Source organism: Thalassotalea castellviae (assembly GCF_031846185.1).
Classification (GTDB): Bacteria; Pseudomonadota; Gammaproteobacteria; order Enterobacterales; family Alteromonadaceae; genus Thalassotalea_H; species Thalassotalea_H castellviae.
Map to the genome: position 1 here is coordinate 88963 of NZ_JAVRIF010000012.1, position 21219 is coordinate 110181.

At 37.1% G+C, this 21219-nt stretch carries 19 protein-coding genes; 7 read left to right on the forward strand and 12 right to left on the reverse strand.

The annotated features are described in order from the left end of the window. Positions 1-104: 104 nt before the first annotated feature. Genes RM573_RS16665 through sbcD form a run of 4 tightly spaced genes read right to left on the reverse strand, consistent with a single transcriptional unit; the run spans position 105 to position 6797 of the window. The gene (locus RM573_RS16665) at positions 105-992 is read right to left on the reverse strand and encodes an EamA family transporter (protein ID WP_311584674.1); all 888 of its coding nucleotides are present in this window, start codon (positions 990-992) and stop codon (positions 105-107) included. Positions 993-1031: 39 nt separating this feature from the next. Beyond that, positions 1032-1613 carry a DJ-1/PfpI family protein gene (locus RM573_RS16670; RefSeq protein WP_311584677.1) on the reverse strand — a complete coding sequence of 194 codons (582 nt, stop codon included), beginning with the start codon at positions 1611-1613 and terminating at the stop codon, positions 1032-1034. Positions 1614-1653: 40 nt separating this feature from the next. Beyond that, on the reverse strand, positions 1654-5445 hold the full coding sequence (locus RM573_RS16675; protein ID WP_311584679.1) for an AAA family ATPase: 3792 nt from the start codon (positions 5443-5445) through the stop codon (positions 1654-1656). Continuing rightward, complete coding sequence (sbcD, locus tag RM573_RS16680; protein ID WP_311584681.1) at positions 5442-6797, reverse strand: exonuclease subunit SbcD; 1356 nt, start codon at positions 6795-6797, stop codon at positions 5442-5444. Before sbcD ends, RM573_RS16675 begins: the two co-directional genes overlap by 4 nt. 143 nt (positions 6798-6940) lie before the next feature. On the opposite strand from sbcD, the gene RM573_RS16685 reads away from it, so the two are divergent. Next, positions 6941-7309 carry a VOC family protein gene (locus tag RM573_RS16685; protein WP_311584685.1) on the forward strand — a complete coding sequence of 123 codons (369 nt, stop codon included), beginning with the start codon at positions 6941-6943 and terminating at the stop codon, positions 7307-7309. Positions 7310-7321: 12 nt separating this feature from the next. Beyond that, positions 7322-7798: a Cys-tRNA(Pro) deacylase gene (ybaK, locus tag RM573_RS16690; protein WP_311584688.1), complete on the forward strand. Its 477-nt coding sequence runs from the start codon at positions 7322-7324 to the stop codon at positions 7796-7798. Here ybaK and RM573_RS16695 read toward each other — a convergent pair. The 3 genes from RM573_RS16695 to RM573_RS16705 all read right to left on the reverse strand — a co-directional run bounded on the left by RM573_RS16695 (position 7795) and on the right by RM573_RS16705 (position 11109). Beyond that, positions 7795-8967 (reverse strand): serine hydrolase domain-containing protein, encoded by a 1173-nt coding sequence (locus tag RM573_RS16695; protein WP_311584691.1) that lies wholly within the window; start codon positions 8965-8967, stop codon positions 7795-7797. The genes ybaK and RM573_RS16695 overlap by 4 nt on opposite strands. Before the next feature lie 217 nt (positions 8968-9184). Continuing rightward, the gene (locus tag RM573_RS16700; RefSeq protein WP_311584693.1) at positions 9185-9748 is read right to left on the reverse strand and encodes a flavodoxin family protein; all 564 of its coding nucleotides are present in this window, start codon (positions 9746-9748) and stop codon (positions 9185-9187) included. A gap of 311 nt (positions 9749-10059) precedes the next feature. Next, on the reverse strand, positions 10060-11109 hold the full coding sequence (locus RM573_RS16705; RefSeq protein ID WP_311584695.1) for a zinc-binding dehydrogenase: 1050 nt from the start codon (positions 11107-11109) through the stop codon (positions 10060-10062). Between the two features lie 225 nt (positions 11110-11334). Between RM573_RS16705 and RM573_RS16710 the strand changes: the two genes are divergently transcribed. The 3 genes from RM573_RS16710 (at position 11335) to RM573_RS16720 (ending at position 12882) form a co-directional block, all read left to right on the forward strand. Next, positions 11335-11790 carry a methylglyoxal synthase gene (locus tag RM573_RS16710; protein WP_311584730.1) on the forward strand — a complete coding sequence of 152 codons (456 nt, stop codon included), beginning with the start codon at positions 11335-11337 and terminating at the stop codon, positions 11788-11790. A gap of 177 nt (positions 11791-11967) precedes the next feature. After that, the gene (locus RM573_RS16715; RefSeq protein WP_311584697.1) at positions 11968-12273 is read left to right on the forward strand and encodes a ComEA family DNA-binding protein; all 306 of its coding nucleotides are present in this window, start codon (positions 11968-11970) and stop codon (positions 12271-12273) included. Between the two features lie 135 nt (positions 12274-12408). Continuing rightward, on the forward strand, positions 12409-12882 hold the full coding sequence (locus RM573_RS16720) for a DUF2947 family protein (protein ID WP_311584700.1): 474 nt from the start codon (positions 12409-12411) through the stop codon (positions 12880-12882). A gap of 34 nt (positions 12883-12916) precedes the next feature. On the opposite strand, the gene RM573_RS16725 is transcribed toward RM573_RS16720, so the two are convergent. From RM573_RS16725 to RM573_RS16745, 5 genes are all read right to left on the reverse strand, one after another. Further along, positions 12917-13528 (reverse strand): hypothetical protein, encoded by a 612-nt coding sequence (locus RM573_RS16725; protein WP_311584704.1) that lies wholly within the window; start codon positions 13526-13528, stop codon positions 12917-12919. 112 nt (positions 13529-13640) lie between these two features. Beyond that, the gene (locus tag RM573_RS16730; RefSeq protein ID WP_311584707.1) at positions 13641-14069 is read right to left on the reverse strand and encodes a hypothetical protein; all 429 of its coding nucleotides are present in this window, start codon (positions 14067-14069) and stop codon (positions 13641-13643) included. Positions 14070-14270: 201 nt separating this feature from the next. Then, positions 14271-15347 carry an AI-2E family transporter gene (locus RM573_RS16735; RefSeq protein WP_311584710.1) on the reverse strand — a complete coding sequence of 359 codons (1077 nt, stop codon included), beginning with the start codon at positions 15345-15347 and terminating at the stop codon, positions 14271-14273. A 165-nt stretch (positions 15348-15512) separates the two neighbouring features. Next, on the reverse strand, positions 15513-18062 hold the full coding sequence (locus RM573_RS16740; protein ID WP_311584713.1) for an ABC transporter permease: 2550 nt from the start codon (positions 18060-18062) through the stop codon (positions 15513-15515). A gap of 2 nt (positions 18063-18064) precedes the next feature. After that, positions 18065-18811 (reverse strand): ABC transporter ATP-binding protein, encoded by a 747-nt coding sequence (locus tag RM573_RS16745; protein WP_311584716.1) that lies wholly within the window; start codon positions 18809-18811, stop codon positions 18065-18067. Here RM573_RS16745 and RM573_RS16750 point away from each other — a divergent pair. Together RM573_RS16750 and RM573_RS16755 are read left to right on the forward strand one after the other, a co-directional pair. Next, the gene (locus RM573_RS16750) at positions 18810-19427 is read left to right on the forward strand and encodes an arylesterase (protein ID WP_311584719.1); all 618 of its coding nucleotides are present in this window, start codon (positions 18810-18812) and stop codon (positions 19425-19427) included. The two genes, RM573_RS16745 and RM573_RS16750, sit on opposite strands and share 2 nt — an antisense overlap. Positions 19428-19440: 13 nt before the next feature. Continuing rightward, the gene (locus RM573_RS16755; RefSeq protein ID WP_311584722.1) at positions 19441-21018 is read left to right on the forward strand and encodes a cation:proton antiporter family protein; all 1578 of its coding nucleotides are present in this window, start codon (positions 19441-19443) and stop codon (positions 21016-21018) included. The last annotated feature ends 201 nt before the right edge of the window (positions 21019-21219 follow it).

The window sequence follows — 21219 nt, forward strand, 5'->3', positions numbered from 1 at the left end:
ATTCCAAGAAATAAAGTGCCACAAATAATATGCAGCTTAAAATTTTACGCGAGTTTATCAAAAAGCAGTTAAAGCCTCTATATAAAATCAATGTAACCTGACTTTTATGCCCAAAGTAATAATATGGCGACACTGGCAATAATTAAAAACATACCTAGGTATTCCATTTTAGTGATTTTTTCTTTAAATATTCGGTAGGTTAAAAATAAAGTAATAAAGAACTCTACTTGCCCAAGCGCTTTAACATAAGCCGCATTTTGATAACTCGCGCCAGTGAACCACCCTATTGAACCGATAACGCTTGTTATGCCAACAAATAAACATAATCGCCACTTTGTTAACATAGTAAAGATTTGATTTTTATCTTGAAAATATACGTATACCATAGAGATAATTGACTGAACTGTGATCATAAAAACTAACGTGACTGCGGCACTGACCATTAAATCTGTATTAAGCGCTAAACTCGCTTCACGAATTAATAATGTTGTTACGGCTAAAGCGAGTCCTGATGCTAAACCAAAGCCAGCCCCAGGGTTTTGAAAAACATCCGCATAAGTAAATTTTACCTTTGAGACGACTAACACGCCAATAACCCCGACAATCACAGATAGCCAACCTAGTAAGCTTAATGCGGTAGAAAACACTAATGCTCCAACAATGGCCACTTGTATCGCTTCTGTTTTTGCTAAACTAGTTGCTACAGCAAAATTTCGATATTTAAATGCAGCAACCAAACATGCGGTACCAATAATTTGCATAACACTGGCTATCATTGCATATTCAATAAATGAATGATTAAAAGTTGGCAATGCTATTTCACGATGCTGTAACAGCCAAAATAAATAAAGCGCAGCAAAAGGTAAGGCATAGACATAACGTACAGCTGTCGTCGCCATAGCATTTAAATGGCCTGACAACTGTTTTTGTCCCGCGGTTCTCACCGCTTGCATAAATGCCGCTAATAAAGTGAAATAAATCCAAGTTTCCAAGAGACTTCCTCTAAAAATGAAGGGTTAATAATAAATTTATCAGTAAGCCTTTGCTTGCCAACGAAACTCCATCTGCTTCGCCGTTTTTAATGCGATATTATGACTAAAAAGCTTTTCAACTAAATATAAGCTCATATCTATGCCTGCAGAAATTCCGCCAGAAGTGAACACTCTTCCTTGTTCAACCCAACGCACATTAGGCATTACAGTTACCTCGGGGTAACGCTTGGCTAGAGTATCAATATCTTCCCAATGAGTGGTCACTTCTAACCCTTTTAAAACGCCGGCTTCAGCCAATAAAAAAGCCCCCGTACAAACAGATGCGATATATTTTACGCTTTCATTTTGATGTGAAAGCCATTCAATTACTGCTGTTTTCTTAATTTCTTGATCATGAATTCCGCCCACGACAATAAGTAAATCAAGCTTTGGATGATCAGCAAAAGTAAAATGCGGAACAATGTTAAAACCGCCTCGCGCGCTTATTGTTTGTGATGTTTGGCCAATGAAAAAAACGTGATTCTCATTTGGTAAAAAACGATTAGCCGTAGAAAAGACTTCAAACGGTCCTGAAAAATCTAAAACTTCCGCATTTTCATAAATATAAATACCAATATTCAAGTTATTTCCTTATATAATCTCCGCACGATAATTTACATTTTTATTCTTTAGAGCCGGATATAAAAGCATATTGTTTGTCCAACTCACTGAAACCTAAACCACTCTTTTTATGAACCTTAATCTGTACACCTATGCGCTCTTTAAGCGTCTCAACGTGGCTTATCACACCTATCATTTTGCCGTTTGCGTTTAAGTTATCTAACGCATCTAACGCAATTTCTAACGTGTCATTATCGAGCGTGCCAAACCCTTCATCTAAAAATAATGAATCTATACTCGTTTTAGCACTTGCCAGATCCGAAAGCGCTAAAGCAAGCGCTAAACTCACTAAAAAGCTTTCACCGCCAGATAACGTTTTGGTATCGCGTATATGATCTGCTTGCCAAGTATCAATCACTTCTAAAGCTAAATTTTCTTTATTTTGACACTGTAATTGATAGCGAGCATGTAAGCGTGACAACTGGACATTAGCCAAATGTACTAAATGCTCTAAGGTTAAGCCTTGGGCAAAACGTCTAAATTTATCACCAGAAGCAGAGCCAATTAAACCATTTAAATATGAAAGATCATCAACATCTATTTGCTGCTTAGCGATTTTATCGATAATTTCACTTTGCTTGCAGCGGAGTTTTTCGTCATTCGTTAATTGCTGATTTAACTGTCCTTGTTTTACTTGACCTTGTTTTAATTGCTCGGCCAGTGTCGCCAATTTTTCTTCAATCACAGTTAATTCAAAAGGCGTAACATTGGTTTCTTCAAGGGTTTTAATTTCACGATTAATCTGCGTTAATTGTTGATTATGTTGATTAATAAGGGTATTAGCTTGTTGCGATTGCTCTTTTAACTTTTGAGCTAAACTCGTTAATTGTTGCTTTTCATCACTTGGTAATAAAGCATTAACAAACGACGGTTCATCGCTAAAAGTACTCGCTGTTAGTACGTCTTGCCATTGTTTTTCGAGAGAAGCTAAGTGTTTTTCACTTTCTAGCAACTGTTGCTGATTGCTCCCTATTTTCCCTGTAAGTACCTGATGTTTTTCTTTAATTTTCTCAAAAACATCTTGTATTTCGACTATTTGCTGTTGGATCTTTATTTTAGCAGCAGATAATTCGTCCCTAATTTCATTAATCCCTTTTTCACCAACTAAGCTAACTCGTTGTTCTTTTAAGGCTGCCTTTTTATTTGTGATAGCGTCAATGTCTTCACGAATACTTTTTAAGTGCTGAGTTAAGCCATTCAGGTTTGATTCTGCTATCGCAAATGCTTGTTCTAGTTTGGTTAAATTTTCAGTCAAAATCGTCTGTTGTTCAATATTGTGTTTATATTGCGCTAATTGCTGATTTTGGTTATCGAACCAATGCTGAAACCTATCAATATCTAACAAGACTTCAGGTGCAGTTCTGTCAATCGACGAATTAGCTTGGATGAAATCAATATTATCTTCAGAAAAATATTGCTTTAGCGACTGACTAAAGAGCTGGTACTCTGTGAGCAAGCTTTCCTTCTTAGCGCTGAAAACTTCTTTATTTCGTTGTAGTATTGTGAAGTTATTCGCCAGTTGATTATCGATAATATTTATCTGATGTTGAAGTGTGGCAAACTGTTTTTCATCTACATTTAATTCTGCGGTCAGGTTTTTAATATTTTGCGATAATTCATACACTTGCTTAACATCGTTTTGGCTAAGTTCTAACTGTTTTGACTGTTGTTTCGTAAATTGGTTAATCACATCTAATTCAGCAATATCGACTTCGACCGGTAAGAGTGTCATTACTTTTTGCCATTCGTCATGTACCCCTTGTTGTTCAGTTAGGTATTGCTGATGAGTTTGTGTTAATGAGTGTTTCTCGTAGCTGAATTTTTCTTGTTCACTATTGGCTTTATCACCTTGTTGTTTTAATTGCTCAAGATTTGCTTCCAATTCTGTCAATCGTTGTTGATGGTGATTTTCACTGTGATTAACCTTTTGATATTGTTCGATTAAGGGGTGTTCTTGCGAGCCACACAATGGGCAAGCCTCATCAGGTTGAAGTTGTTCACGATGTGCCGTCAAGGATAATATGGTTTTTTGTTGCTCAACAATCACAAATACATCATCTCGTTGACGCTTAACTTGACGATATTCTGCTCTAAGTTCTTCAGTTGCTTGGTGATTTACTTGCATGCGCTGTTCAATATCAGCAATGTTGGCCTGTAGTTTAGCCAGCTCGGTTTTAATTGTTTGATAGCGTTGGGCGTGAGTGATCGCAATAGAAAAATTTGCATGTACACTTTGTAAGTGCTGAATATATTCCTGACAATCTTGTTCTGATTGACACTTAAGCGATGACAATAAATTAATTTTGTCATTTTCTAAAACCGATAATTGCTCTTTCTTTGTCGAGATAATGTTTTGATGATTAACAATCGAATTTGTCAGCGTTTTTTTATTTGACTCTTTGTCTTCATTATCTGCATTTAATTGATTTTGCTCGTTTAAAAGCTGTTTTATCTCTTGTTGTTCTTGCACTAATTGTTGAAATTGATGTTGCCACAAAGGTAAATTTTCACTCAATAAATGTCGGTGTGGATGAGCAACCGATTGCTCATTTAACAAGCTAAGTTTGTTTTTTACTTCATGACATTCAGCGGTTAATTGTTGAAGTGTTTTTTCGCCGTTAACTTCTTCCTCTAATGCTTGTTGCTCTTTTTGTTTTAATTGTTTTAATTGTTCTGCTTGATGATTCATTTCACTTTCAAGCGGAATGACTTGATTAACCAGTAAATCTTCTGTTTCTTGTTGTGTTTGCGCTTGTTGCTCTTGTTGACTGAATAACCTTGATAATTGTTGCTCTTTGGCAGATTTTTCTTCCGTACTTTGTTTTAATGCGTTTTCTAAGTGGCTCGCAGTAGACCTTAAATTATCATGAAGCTCTTTTTGACGATAATAAGCTTGATAATCATCTTTTATAAGTGCAGCAGGCTCGGCTAAAGTCAGTTTAGCTAACTCCGTTTTACTGGCTTCTTCTTGCTGTTGCGTTTGCACAAGTAATGCCTGTGCTGAGTCTAATAAAGATTGTTGTTCAGTCCGTTGTTGATGAAGTTGTTTTGCCAATAACCATTGTTGTTGCTGTTGAGTTAAGGTTTTGTCTTGTAACGATAGGTCCTGCAATTGTTTCGTGAGTTCATCAAGTTGTATTTTATCTAACAATTCAATGTCTTGACTTTGACTTTGTAACCTTTTTAACTCTTCATTGGCTTGTTTATGGTTTTCATATACTTGTTGTGAAATCAAACTATATATTTCGGTACCGGTAAGTTGCTCTAACAGTTCGGCTCGGTCTTTATCATGCGCATTTAAAAAAGCAGCAAATTGTCCCTGCGACAGCATCATTGACTTGGTAAAACGGTTAAAATCAAGCCCAGAAATTTGGGCAATTTCTTGGCGTACATCTGACACTTTACTGGCAATAATTTTCCAGTTATCCCCTTTTTCATCAAATAATGCTAATTCAGCTAACGGTTTTTGTAAGTTGCCATCAATACTGTTTTTTGCTCGCCTTTGGCTCCAAAACGCGCGATATGCACGACCTTTAATTTCAAATTCAACTTCCGCTAAGCAGTATGGAGTTTGCCTTGTCATCAATTGATTTTGACTATCAGACACTTTGATCCTTGGAGTTTGATGATAAAGCGCCAGGCATAGGGCATCTAAAATGGTGGTTTTGCCAGCCCCAGTTGGACCGGTAATAGCAAATAAGGTATTGGCGTTAAAGGGCGATTGGTTAAAGTCAATTTTCCATGCACCTTTTAAAGAATTTATATTCTCAAAACGTAACGATAAAATTTTCACGATACTTCACCATCTTTGGCTGGTTTTAGCGCAACACGTTCTGATCCATCAAGTATTTCTTGCTGTTTCCGCTCTGATTCTACTTGCGAGACGGTTGTTAAAAACAGTTCGTTTACACGTTGTTTTCTGGCTATTTCTTCATCAGATAACCATGTTTCTTCTGCAAGACGAGTTTGAAAAACATCGGCTACTTTTAACTCGTCCAAAGTCACTTTTGCTTCGCTAGTGATCATCGATTTCCGTGCTTTCTTGGTTCGGCGGGTTAATAACACATCAACCGGATATGCTTGTGTGATTTGTTCAATTTTATGACTTAAATCAGCCAAATAATCAGCACTTTCAATTTCAATATCTAACCAGACATTTTCACCGTTGGAAATTGCAAGCTTAGCCCCTTCATTACTATCAGCTTGGCTTGAGTCGCTTTCACCGTTATCAATAGTTTCAAGCAATGATTTCACCGCTTGTTCTAAATCGTCTAGGTTAGTTTTTATCATCGCCATCGCTTGAAATCGCGGAATAACCAGTGGTTTCACAGTCGATAGTGCCTTTTGATTAAATTCAACTAACAACACTTGTTTATCTTGAGAGACTTCATCAAAACTTAGTGGAATAGGCGAGCCGCAATAACGAATATGCTCTGTTTTACCAACCTTTTGGCTTCGATGTATGTGACCTAATGCAATGTAATCTGCTTCAGGAAAAGCGCTTGTAGGGAAAGCTTCAAGAGTGCCAATATAAATATCTCGCACTGAATCAGAGCTAGTGACTCCAACGGCGGTTAAATGCCCAGTTGCGATAATTGGTGCTTCTCCTTTTGTGATGATTTTCGCTTGCTGATATAACTGTTGGTAATGTGCTGTGATCGCTTGCTGTAAAGCTTGTTGCTTTTCTTGCGATGATTGACCCGCTTGGCTTAATAAAACATCACGAGGACGAATAAAAGGAATGGCACAAATAACAGCTTGTAAATTGTCATTGCTATCTTTTATTTCAATTAATTGCTCATTGATATTTTCAGATGCTGTGGTGATCACCCGACACGACAACGCGGATAACACAGCTTTAGATTCACTTAACATGGCGACAGAGTCATGATTACCGGCCAAAATAATTAATTGGCAGTTAAGCTGATGAATGTTGACAATAAAATCAAAATACATTTCACGTGCATAACTCGGTGGAGTTCCCGTATCAAAGATATCACCTGCTACAATAACCGCATGTATTTGATGCTGACTAACTTGCGCTAATATCCATGTTAAAAATTGCTGATGCTCTTGAGCGCGACTCTTTCCATAAAAATATTGGCCAAGGTGCCAATCAGAAGTATGTAAAATACGAAATGCCATGAAAAATTAAACTTTAAAAAGACGAGTTATTATGGGTGAAATTCTATCTTACTTTACTTAAGATACATATCCTATTTGCAAAATAGCTAAATAACTCGCATATTAAGTTAACTAATTGAATGGCAATATAAATGAGATGAACAATGAACAATCAAATTGTTTGGGTTGACATCCCTGTTACAAATTTAGATCGCGCTATTGACTTCTATTCAGCCTTGTTAGCTGGAGAAGTAATAAAACAAACATATAACGAGTTTAACTTTGGTTTACTACCCCATGCCGATACTAGTGTTTCTGGCTGTTTAATCGAATCACCAGTGGAGCATATTAATGAATTTGGTCCATTGATTTACTTCAATGTTGAGGGACGAATTGCCCAAGCAGTAGAAGTTGCCAAACGTTTTAATGTAAAGATAATCGAAGAAAAATTTCAAATGGGCGAACACGGTTTTCGCGCAGTAATAAAAGATACCGAAGGAAATAAAATAGCCTTACACAGTTCTGTTGGCTAGCGAATACAAAAAATGACTCCTGCCGTTAAATTACTCGACAAATTAAAAATAGCTTATCAGTTACATCAATATCATCATGATGAGTCAGCAGCATCATATGGCCTTGAAGCGGCGGAAAAATTAGCTGTTGATGCCAAAAAAATATTCAAAACGTTGGTAGTTGAAATGGAAAATAAATCGCTAGCAGTAGCAATTGTGCCCGTTGAAAATCAATTAACGTTAAAAAATGTCGCTAAAGCGTTGAAATGCAAAAAAGTAACAATGGCTGATCCTAAACGTGTTCAAACCACTACCGGTTATGTGTTAGGTGGTGTAAGTCCTTTAGGGCAAAAAAAACGTTTAAAGACTGTAATAGATAAGTCTAGCCAACAATTTAGTACAATATTTGTCAGTGGCGGAAAAAGAGGATTAGAAATTGAGATATCACCTAATGATTTAATCCTCGTACTCAGTGCAATAGTTGGCAATATTAAAACCAATGAGTGTTAGTGACTTCTAGCTAGTCGAAGTTTATAACCGTGTATCTCAGGTGAATCAGGGTCTAGCAACTCAAGCGCATCGATCATTGCTGCTAATCCAGCCTTATTTGGTGCATTGAAGAAAATAATCAGCCCATCCCCACTGCCTTGATAATAATAAGCAATAGAAACTACCGTCCAGTTAGTTCCTCTATGACCAATAAGCATATCATCTTCTAATAAAGACATACTCCAACCTAACCCATAGCCAAGTTTAATCGGGCACAGAATATCATTAGTATCACCGCAATCTATTTCGCGTTGTGTAAATTGAATACCTTGCATAGTGTTTCTATCATTATTGAGTTTAGGAGGTAAACCATCGCCGTTCATTGAAGAAATCAAAAACTTCGCATAATCGGCTACTGAAATAACCAAATTTGCCGCAGCAGAATAACTCCCTTCTTTGCTGCAGTACCCTTGAGGATGACAGTAATACCCGTAAAAGTTTCCCTTTTTATCTAGGGGTTTTGCGATTCGATTAAAAAGTTTCTTATCTACAATAATTGAGGCGTTATCCATACCTAACGGATCAAAAATAGTCGCTTGAACGAGTTGATCGAACGAAACCCCCATTTTGTTTTCAGCATATTTTGCCAAATATTCAAATCCTTCTCCTGAATAGCCAAAGGATGTACCGGGCTTATGAATAAAATCTAATTTTCCATCATCAGCGAAATAACGCCAATTCATAAATCCACTCATATGAGAAAGTAACATTCTAGGTGTTAAATTATGAACATTTAGGTTGTCCTTGAGATCTGGATCTAGCCAGTAAGGAGCTACTGATTCATCTAGCGACAGTTTGCCTTGTGCAACTAGTTTAAGCACTGTTTCTGCGGTTATCGTTTTAGTCAATGATGCAATGTTAAATAATGTATTGGTAGACGCAGGAACACCGGGAGACTGAAACCCATAATGATTCAGCCAAACAACCTGACGACTTTTAATCAAAGCAACGCCCGCTGTGTTTATTTTGTGCCTGTTAACTATTTCGGTAAAAGCTACGTCTAACATTAAGGCCCTAGAATTTGAAATATCTTCAATATCAGTGCGCTTAATTTTTACTTGTCCACTACTACCCATAGCAACAAAGGTGCATATTATTACGGCATTAATAAATCGTTTTTTAAATATCATATTATTCAACTCAGTATAAATTTAACGCCTCGTTTAGTGCTGTTAATTGTTGACTAAAATAACGAACGAAATAAAGTTAGCCAACTGTTTTTAGTCAAAATAGAGTGACTTGTATAACTTTATGTACCAAGCAATATAGGTATTTTATTTTTTGTAACCTCATATCAAAGTAACACCGACTAAACTAATAGCAGTACTACTTTAATTTTTAAAGATGTTACTCATTTAACCGAAGTGTGAGTTTTGCCACTCTACGCCCTAAATGTTTTGCTGTTGCAAGATCAACTTCATGAACAGAGCCTTTAGTCGCTTGAGAAACGACACCCAATTGGCAACCTAATCTGTTTAGCTTATTATTTTCCACACCATAAGATGAAGCTATATTGACCCATAACATTCCATGCTGACTTGCTAAGGTTGACATATATTGTAAGGTACTTGACTGATCACCATTTAACCCAGTTCCCGTGGTAAAGCCAGCAGAAATTTTATCAGCCCATTCTTGCTCTTGCCAATATTCACTTGAGGCATCAGCAAAAGCCTTAAATTGAGCAGAAACACTTCCCATATATGTAGGACTTCCAAAAAGAATTGCATCACATGACTTTAATTGTTGAAATAATTCGGGGTTTTCAAAACGCCCTTCAATTATCTCTTGTCCTGCAATTCTATGTAAAATTACAGTTATTCCGTCTTCTTGTTTTATGCCAGAAACAATCGCTTCAGCAATTTTCTCAGTAACATTACTTTCAGTAAAATATACTATTGCAATACGAGTCATTAATTAGAAATTCCAGTAGTGAAACTTTATGTGTTAAAAATATAGCTGAAATAAACGCAGTTTATTAAGCTTTGTTTGATCAAAATCAGTTGATTTTATGCGTGGGTCAGTGGTGCATTATTTTTTGTTTCAATAATTGCTCCCCTTATATACGCCAATAATTCTATGTTAAGTAAAGTGGGCATTGGTTGTCAGTGTTCATGCAACAAGGAAATTGCTTGCGGTAATTTATCACTAATCATTAACCATTCAATAGCTAGAAGCGATTCTATTTGAGGTTAACAGATCTACTTACCTTAAGTTGAACACGATTAAGCATTTGGCTTTAAAATCACTTTTCCGTCACTTTTATGCTTTGCATAATAATCGAGTGCTGCTGGAAAATCGTCAAAATTTACACTGGCATAAATATCGGTTTGGAAAATCCCTTGTTCAAATAATTTTTGTACTTTTCGGCTTAACGAAATCACTTGCCATGGTTTCGCATCTCCAATGTATTTTGCTAACCAAAAGCCTTCAATCTTGATATTTCTGAAAATCACATCAGCTACTGAAAATAAGCCACCTACCGGATCAAACGTTTCTGTTAAACGACCATAAACAATCGCCGTAGCATTATTCGGCATAGCTTTTAACAAATTAGGTGTATCTTCTGCGGCAACAGAATCAAGCAACACCGTAGCTTTAAACTCTTTACAAGCAAGCCTTAACTTTTCTGAAAAATCATCATTGGTGGTTAATAACACACAATCAGCACCTAGTTTGGTCAGAACCTCAACATTACTTTCACTACGCACGGTGGCAATAGTTTTTATACCAAGCATTTTCGCATAGCGGATCACGCCCTTACCTACCTGACTAGCCGCTGCGTTAATGACGATTGCTTTGGCTTTTAATGCAATAGCGCGGTCAACCAAACATACTGAGGTACAAGGATTAACGATAATGGTTGCCGCTTGTTCGTCAGATAACGATGGACGTACCGGCAAACAAAAGTTTGCTTTTGTAATAGCATATTTTGCCCATACACCATCAATACCAGGCTGAGCAGACACCGCAACTCGTTTACCAATCAACCATTTCCCATATAAACCGGCATTCGCATCTAGAACAATACCGCAACCTTCAAATCCAACATAAGCACCATTATTAGGCGCCAAACCATATTTACCTAACAAATAAACTAAATCTGACGGATTCACAGGTGAAGCCAACATTTTTACTAACACTTGGCCTTTATTCAATTTAGCTAGCGGTTTATCTAATAAGGCTATTCGAGCAGACGAAGGTAATGATTGATCGTCATTTAATTTTAATGAAAATCCGGTGTTAATTGTTGGTAATGACGTTGATGAAGACAAAATGAAGCTACTCTCATTGGATAAACTAATAGCAGGCTATCAAGTCTTTGTAAGGAATAAAAGCTTAATTATCTGACACCGTGTTAAATGTTGAAATATTGCCATAATAATGCGCTTGTTTAATTGAAGAGTCGCAATATATCAATAAGTTATATATAACTCTTAGCATAATTTTTATAAGCCATGTTAATCTTATTGTCAAATGACATGGTAAAGAGCTTCGTGATGAATTATATCGACATTAATGCCCCTGCAATCAAATCAATTTCTTTAGTTGCTCATGATAATATGAAAGTTGAGCTAATTAATTGGTGTCAAAAATATCAAGATGCCCTTAAACCTCATACGTTATATGCAACTGGTACAACTGGCTTACATATTGAAAAACAAACTAATCTCGCCATAAACAAGTTAATTAGTGGTCCGTTAGGTGGCGACCAACAAATTGGTGCATTGATAACCGAACAAAAAATCGACATTATGATTTTCTTTTGGGATCCCTTAGAAGCTCAGCCTCATGATCCTGATGTAAAAGCACTTTTAAGATTAGCAGCAGTTTGGAATATACCTGTCGCGTGTAATCGTGCCACTGCTGATTTACTGATCACTTCACCGTTATTTTCGTCAAGCTATGAGAAGTCGATTCCTGATTATCAAGCATATATTGCCTCGAGAAGCTAACCAAACTATTGCAACGTTTTAACCTTAGGAGACGTTTTTCTCCTATTACTTGTCGAATAAACGCTAAGTTTGACAAAAGGCTTATTCATGTCTAAACCTAATTAGGTTACTTATACGGATTCATGTTGTCGTTAGGAGCTAGTAACAAATGGAACTTCACTTATAAGGATATCAATCATGAATAAGCAAATATTTAATTTAATTGCCATTATTTTCACCGTCATTTCATTTCACTCTATCGCTAACAATGAGGTAACAGCAGAATCGAGTCAAACTGCTGAAACCCTGTTGGTGATCGATATCAATAATGCTAAGCCAAAAGACTTAGTAACGTTGAAAGGCGTAGGGATGAAAAAAGCGCAAGCGATAATCAGTTATCGTCAAACCAATGGCCCTTTTGCTTCAATCGAAGATTTATTGAAAGTACAAGGTATTGGCAAACATGTATTAGCTGAAAATAAGAATCGATTGAAACTGAAGTAAACAGATGACATTGATGCAATTTTGACCCTTTAAGTACTAAACACCTCAGTTTAGTACTTATCAAATAATAGGTATTAAAGTTCACATTCTCCCCTGTTATAATTCCCGTAAGTTTCCCACTAAATAAAATAATTAATGAACTATATCCCTTTAGATGAATTTAAATACGCTTGGATTTTCCGTCATAAAAGCTTAGCCATCGACAGTAAAGAATTAAACAAAATCAAGCCAATGGCAGAGCAAAGAGCGATGGTTTTATGGGATAGTTTTATTAGTAAACAAGCTGATCATCCTGATTTTTTCAAACAAGGTGATTGGGCTTTTGATAAGGCGAATTGGCATGAATCAGGAAAATGGGAAGGTATTTGGGACAGCGATGAAGCAGCATTACCTGATGCAATTTTAGAAAATATTCAATGGGATCCTAATACCATTGTTTACTATTGTATTAATCGAAAGCTAGTGATTGAAACAACTTGGCTTACTTTCAAAAACTGCTGGAAAAATTTTTTATTTATCGATGATGGCACCATTTTAATTGGCAAGAAACGCGCAGAAGCAATTCAATTTAAGTCCAATGGGCAATTTAAAATTGGTAAAAAATCGTAGCAATACCAACATGGTAAATCAGGATACTAATGAGTTAAAATAACAGTGTTACTTTAACTCCTGAATAAACTTGACTGTCGGCTTGCCAATATTCACCATCTATTTGCCGATAACGAGCAAAACCTTCAACAACAATCTGATCAAATTTAACCCCCACGCCTGAGCCAATATAGCCATCTATATCATTGGAACTATCGTAATCTTGATAATAGTCAGCATAACTATGATGTTGAGTATAACCATCGGTGGCAAGGTAAGTTAAAAATTCACTAAAGGTTAAATTATGATCATATTCATCTTTATCGCGATCACTTAATACCATTTCGCCAAAATCAAAACCAAGTTCCGCATAAACAAAGATATCGTCAAAGTAACCAAATTTTATCCCCAAATCCCACGCTAAATAATGATGTTCAATCGATAAATCATCTGTCACTTTTGCATTGCCAAGTGAACTGTTAATTGCCAAGCCAACTGATGAGTTTGGATTTATTAACCAATACTCACTACCAATGCCATTAATATAATCGCCATCGTTAAATTCACTCTTTAGAAAAAAACCGATTTGTTGATCTATTGAAGCTACGGCCAAATGGCATACAAGTAACAGAATTAAACCAATAATACGATGACAAAAATAAGACATTTAACTTCCACTGTTTAAAAAAGACAAAATATAAAAAACAAATTAGTGCGGCTAACAAGTATGAAAAAAAGCACTACCTAAAGATTCATTTCTTTCATGAATCACTAAATAATTAGCATTTCCCAATATTATCTTCATACACTTGAGTAATACTCGATACGCTCACCAGCAAGCAACCGGATGAAATATCCACTTTTTGTTTTTGAATTAACGTAAATGCACCTAATTCAGGCGTATACAAATGGTACTCATAGGCTTTACTATCCCCTTCTGATAAACGGGTAAATAAGCCACCAAAAACCGCACCGACAATTGCACCACTGATAATATCATCACTATTACCATCCGCTTGATCAAGAGCACCTATAATGCTGCCGCCAATTATACCTGATGGAACATCAGAAGCGAGCTGTACTTCTTTTCTATGACTGACTTCTGCGTAATATTCTTGAATCACTAAATTTTGATTGTCGCGATTAACGCCGTTAGTGCTACAACCAGTGATTAACATACTAAATAAAATATATGGTAAAAATTTCATGGGCTACTCAACTGTAATTAAAACCTATTTAAAGGCGGTGTAATTGAGTTTATTATTTCAATAACGGCTGTTAGTTTCAGTTACAAAGATGTTAAAAATGACGAGTAGAATGTTAAAAATTGTAAGCAGGCAATGGTTTAAGTTGTAGCAATAAGCTATTACCTGCTTGGTGTTATTCGATCGGATATTTAACGAATAGACTTATACTGTCTTCGTTTTTTCAACCATTTCTTCGCTCGAATATTCGGATAAGTTCTCACCCGAAAGCATCACCGCAAGCCAACGACCTTCTTTTGATGTTTCCAAGGCTATTTTAATGATCATGGTTAAAGGAACCGACAGGAGCATCCCCACCGTGCCTAATAACCAGCCCCAAAATATTAAAGATAAAAATACGACTAAAGTTGATAAACCTAGGCCTCTTCCTAAAAATCGAGGCTCTACCGCATTGCCCATCACGGTATTAATCACTAAATAACCTAAGCCAATAAAACCGGCTTCCGGTGCACCAAGTTGTAATACGGCAAGCGACATGGCCGGAACAGCCGCAATAATTGAACCGATATTAGGAATATAATTGAGTAAAAATGCTAACACCCCCCACAACAAGGGGAAATCTAAACCAAACGCCCAAAGCATAATAGAAACACATGCACCAGTTGCTATACTGACTAAGGTTTTAATCGCTAAATAATTATTCACTGATGATAAAAAACGATCAATTTGTCTCATGCGCATTTGCGGATCATCAAACGCTAAATGTAGCTTTTTCGGCATTGAAGAGGCTTCTGACAACATAAAAACGACAGTAATAATGATTAAAAATAAATTTGCCATAACATTGCCCAAACCACTTAACATATCTGCAGCAAGACCCATAGCTGCCGCAGGATCAACATATTCAGTGATCAGCTCCGAAGAGAGGATAATGTTGTAAGAAGCAAGTTTTTCGATTACCCAGGCTAACTGAACCGTTAATTGCGCTCGGTATACTGGCATTAACGCGGATAATTCAGTTAATGATTTTCCAACTAATCCCGCTAACGATAAGACAATAATAACAAACATTAAAATCACCAATAACACGGCAATGCCTTTTGGCACTTTATATTTTTGTGCATTAGTCACTAATGGATTACAAATAATAGCGATAAAGGTTGAAAGTAAAAACGGTACTAAAATATTGGTTGCTGTTTTCACACCCGCTAAAACAACAAATAATGCTGCAGTCACTAATAACGCTTTCATTACGCCATTGGTATTTTCAAGAGAAGCCATAAGTAAATTTTTATTTTTTTGATAATAGTTAAAACTATACGGTAAAAGCGTTATGAAAAACAGATACAATCATGGATAGAAAATAAAAATCCCGTTATTTATTATTTAATTAACGGGATTTAAAAGGATTATTGCTGTCAAACTAATCAAATCGACAAAAAGAAATTACATCGTTCTGCGGATCAAAGTTACGCTGGTCAAATTTAACAAGCGATAACAACTGAGCATGCCTATAAAACCGACAAATGCAGCACCGGATAAAATTCCCACTAACCAATATGAAAAATGAAAGCTCCCTGTCATGTCAAAAGTTTGCGTTTGTAAAAAGAAAACGCCAATTTCCATGCCGATACTCGCCATCAAACCTGCAATGCCTCCTAAGGCAATAAACTCAAATAAGATGCTATTTCGTAATAAACTCCCCTTCGCCCCAAGTGTACGTAAGATGGCCAATTCTCTTTCTCGCTCTTCCATACTCGCTTGTACTTGAGCGACTAACACTAAACTGCCAGCAAGAACAACTAACACTAAAATTAACTCAATGGCGATAGTGACTTGTTCAATCATTTGGTTCAACTGCTTCATGATATTATCAAAATCAATCATTGAAATAGTTGGATACTGTCCAATGAGTTGATAAAACGCGTCTTTTTTCTCTGGTGCAACATTCCAAGCAGATATTGACGTAGCAGGAAAGTCAGCCAGCACAGATTGATTAAAGATCATAATAAAATTGAGTTGACGTGTTTTCCAATTAACTTCTCGTAAACTGGTCACCGATGCGGAAATTTCGCGGCCGCCAATATTAAACGCTAATTCATCACCTAATTTAATATCAAGCCGCTCCGCAACGCCTGACTCTACTGAAACTTGCGGGGTTGTATCGCCTTTCTGCCACCATTCCCCTTCGAGAATTTTATTTTGTTGTGGCAAGTCATGTAACCAAGTTAAGCCAAGCTCTCGCCCCATTCCTCTTCGACCTTCGGGTTCAGAATCTTGCGTTTCTTTTTCTTCCTCTTCCGATAAATCTTGATCTTTATTATCTTTGATACGAATGGTTTGCTCACCATTGATTGACGTTAACCGACCTCGGTATACCGCAAAAAAGCCTCGGTGTGGAATATCGTTTTCTTCAGTGAAGCGTTCAAGTGGCGCAATTTGCTCTTGGGTAATATTCACCAAATATTGATTCGGTGTATCTTCTGGAAACTGAGCTTGCCACTCGTCAATAATCGATGTTTTCATTACGGTAATTAATAATAATAACTTTATCGCAATAGTAAAACTGACTAATTGAACACTGTTTTCATTGGCGCGTCGTTTTAAGTTTGCTAACGCTAAATGCCATGATTGTCCCGCCTTTGTGCCGACACTCCGGCCAGCATTCATCACCAAACGACCTAATCCGAGCAATATAATAGAAACCAATAAACCACCGGCTAATAAAGAAAAACTCATAATGATGTCGCCACTAAACATTAACAATAAAGTCAGTAGCGCGACTAAAGGGATTAATTGATGCCAACCAAATTTAACATTTTTTGGCGTTGAGAAACCCCGGATAACCGACAGTGGTGAAGTATGAATTAAGGTTTTTATCGGATGAATAGCAAAAGCTACGGCGCATAAAAGGCCAGTGACAATCGCAGTAATGAAAGGTGTAAACGTAAGCGGTGAATCATCCAATGACAAATACTGTTCAATGGCATTCGCCCCTAGGAGAAGTAACACGTAACCTAAGAACAAGCCCGCGCCAATGCTAATAACACTTAATAAAGTCCAATGTAAGCAATACAGTTTACGAACATGTGAAATTGATGCACCAAGAGCTCTAAATACGGCAACAACGGATTGATGACGTTGTCCGTAGCGTCTACTAGCAACCGCAACCGCAACCGCTGCTAAGACAATACCCAACATACTCGCTAACGATAAAAACCGCTCAGCGCTATCAAGGGTAGTTGATAAACGATTTTGCGCGCGCTTAGCATCATACCAACGTTGGGTATCGTTAACCTGAGGTTTTATCCATTCATCAAATGTTTCTATTGCTTGAGGATCACCAGCAAACAAATAAGAATGCCACATGCGACTCCCTGGTTGGACAATATCAGTTGCTGGGAGGTCTTCAATATTCATTAAGATGGTCGGCCCTGCCACTAAAAAGCGATAAGAGCGATCGGGAATATTCGTCAAAATACCGGCAATCTTTAATGGGGCTACGCCAATTTCTACGGTATCGCCAATTTCTACACCTAACCGACTGAGCACACTGCGTTCCACCCATAACTCACCACGAGCGGGTCCACCAACTACCTCTTCCACACCGTTGATGGCACGTTGAATTTTTAATTCACCGCGTAAAGGATAATTAGTGGAAACAGCATCAAGTTCACTGAGTAACATATTGTCACCAAAAAAGACCATCGAATCGGTGGAGGCTTTTAACGCAACATTTAGATTTAACGCTTCACTTTTAGAAATAAATTTTTCATCAATCGGACTGCTTGCCCCAAAGACACGATCGGCGGCGATGGTATTCGTACTATTGGCGACGATGGCGTGTTTTATTTGGCCTGAAAACCCCGTTAATGAAAAAACAGTCGCAACCGCTAAAACAATTGCCAAGAAGATTATAGTTAATTCGCCTCGACGTAATTCATGATCAAGTAAACGCAATGATTGTTTGTACCAGATGTTATTTGAACTTGTCATGGTTAACCTACATTTGCTGCTGAATTTTCTTGACTAACATAAACACTGTTTTCTGACGCTTGGGTGAGTACACCACTGTCCATTTCTACTTGTCGCTGACAACGAGCAGCAAGCTTAGGATCATGAGTCACCAGCACTAAGGTAGTGCCTAATTGTTCATTTAAGTCAAATAACAACTCGGTTATATGTAAGCCTGTTTTGGTATCTAAATTTCCTGTAGGTTCATCGGCAAACAAAATATCCGGTTGACTAATAAAAGCTCTCGCAATCGCAACTCTTTGCTGTTCTCCACCCGAAAGTTGTGACGGATAATGATCAAGCCTGTCAGCCAAGCCTACTTTTTCTAATAATTCTATGCCGCGTTGCTCAGCTTCATCAATATTGGCTAACTCTGCAGGCAGCATCACATTTTCAAGAGCCGTTAAACTATTTATTAATAAGAATTGTTGAAAGATAAAACCAACATGATTTGCACGAACTTGACTACGTTGTTCTTCATTAAGCTGGTGTAATGCATGGTTTTTAAGATAAACTTCTCCAGACGTTGGTAAATCAAGCCCGGCTAAAATGGATAACAAGGTGGTTTTTCCTGAGCCTGATGAGCCAACAATCGCGATGGTTTCACCATTGTTTACCATTAAATTAGTCGGCTGTAATAACGCTAAGGTTTTACCTTCTAACTGTACTGATTTGGTAAGAGAACTAACTTTTAATATGCTTTCGGCTTTTAATTCGGATTGGACCTTCATGAAAAAATACTCATCTATTGCTTTATTTCTTTTTGGCTATTTAACCTTAATGACCACCAGTTGGGCAACTAGTTCTATCTTATTATTAGGAGATAGTGTCAGTGCAGGCTATGGAATGGAAGAAAAACAAGGCTGGGTGCATCTATTAAACGAACGATTAATGGCTAAAAAATTACCTTACAAAATTATTAATGCCAGTGTCAGTGGTGAAACCACAGCCGGCGGTTTATCTCGGCTTGAAGGGGTATTGAAAGAGAATAAAGTTGACCATTTGATCATTGAGTTAGGCGGTAATGATGGTTTACGCGGTTACCCCCCTAAATCAATCAAAAAAAATTTGTTACAAATGATAAACATAGCGAAACAAAAAGCTATTCCCGTTAGTTTAATGAAAATTAAAATCACGCCAAATTATGGCACAAGATATTTAAAAATGTTTGAAGCAGTGTTTGATGAGGTAGCTGAAGAAACGAATAGCACTTTGTTACCTTTTTTTATGGAACAAGTGGCATTAGATTCTGATTTAATGCAACAAGATGGCATTCATCCCAATATTAAAGCGCAACCTATCATTGCTACTTATGTTGAAAAACAATTAACTCATTTAATGGAATAGGTATAAAACACTCATGGAATTTATTTGGATTTTATTTGCTTTCGCTTGCGGATTTATTGCAAAACTAGCCAGTTTACCCCCTTCTATTGGCTATTTATTAGCTGGTTTTATTTTGAACTTTTTAGGTTTTCAAGCCGACAACTTAGTGCTAGAACTTGCCAATATCGGTATCACATTAATGTTATTCACCATTGGCTTAAAATTAAATATATCTGATTTAGCGAAAAAAGAAGTGTGGGCAGGTAGTATTTCCCATTCACTGATTTGGCTAATTGCTGGCTGCTTGTTTTTAAAAGGGTTAGCCTTTGCTAGCATCCCATTTATTTCGTCAATCACCTATCAATCAGCTGGACTAATCATTTTCGCATTATCGTTTAGTAGCACGGTTTGCGTGGTCAAATTATTAGAAGATCATGGTGAAATGAAAACACGCCACGGTAAACTTGCCGTGGGTATTCTTGTCATGCAAGATATTTTTGCGGTGATTTTTCTTGTCGCTGCAACGGGTAAAATACCATCGGTGTGGGCTGTTCTCTTATTACTATTAATTCCCTTAAAACCACTTTTCTCTAAACTAATTGATAAAGTCGGCCATGGTGAATTAATCCCGCTGATGGGCTTTTTCTTAGCATTCGGAGCATACGAGTTATTCGAACTAGTCAGTGTAAAGGGTGATTTAGGCGCTTTATTAGCAGGTATGTATTTAGCTAGTCATAGTAAAGCAACCGAGATTAATAAATCATTATTGAGTTTTAAAGACATTTTTCTTATTGGCTTCTTTTTATCGATAGGTTTTGCTGCGTTACCCACGTGGGAAATGTTAGGTATTGCCATATTACTCACCCTAATGCTGCCGTTTAAATTCCTATTATTCTTCTATTTATTTAACCGCTTTAGATTGAGGGCTAGAACTTCATTTTTAAGCGCTTTAGCGTTAACTAACTTTAGTGAATTTGGTTTGATTGTCGCGGCAATTAGTACAAAATCTAACTGGTTAGATAAAGAATGGTTAGTGATATTATCATTAGCCGTTTCGATCTCTTTTGTCATTACCAATGTGTTATATAATTATGCTCATGACTTTTATGCGCAATATAAATCTTTATTCAATCGTTTTCAGCATCCAAAGAAATTACCCGAAGATAGCTTTGTTCAACCATGTGACGCACCGGTCGTTATTATTGGTATGGGGCGAGTTGGTATGGGGGCTTATAAAGCCCTTGAAATGCAAACCCCCAATCAAGCCTGGGGATTAGATACCGATAAAACTAAACTTGCTTTATTACATGATATGAATATTCGTGCATATCAAGGAGACGCTGAAGACGCCGACTTTTGGGAAAATATCGACTTAGATCAAATCAAATTAGTGTTACTTGCCCTGCCTTCGGTCCAAGACATCATGAATATCACCTCTCAACTCCAACATGCTAAGTTTAAGGGTAAGATAGCCGCTATCGCGCGATACGATGATGAAAGAGAAGCCTTAGAAAAGTTTGGTGTAGATAAAGTATTTAACTTTTATAGCGAAGCGGGTGTAGGTTTTGCTGAAGAAAGTATTAATTTAGTTAAAGGACAATTACCGAATTAAGTCGTCATTTTACCCAAGATTCATATTCGCTTTACTATTTAAGCCTTAAAATAGTAAAGCGCTTTACGGGGGGTTGCGAAACCTAAAAAATAGCAACAAAAAAGCCGACATTATGTCGGCTTTTTTGTACTTGAAAAGTGGCATCCCTAAGGGGATTCGAACCCCTGTTACCGCCGTGAAAGGGCGGTGTCCTAGGCCTCT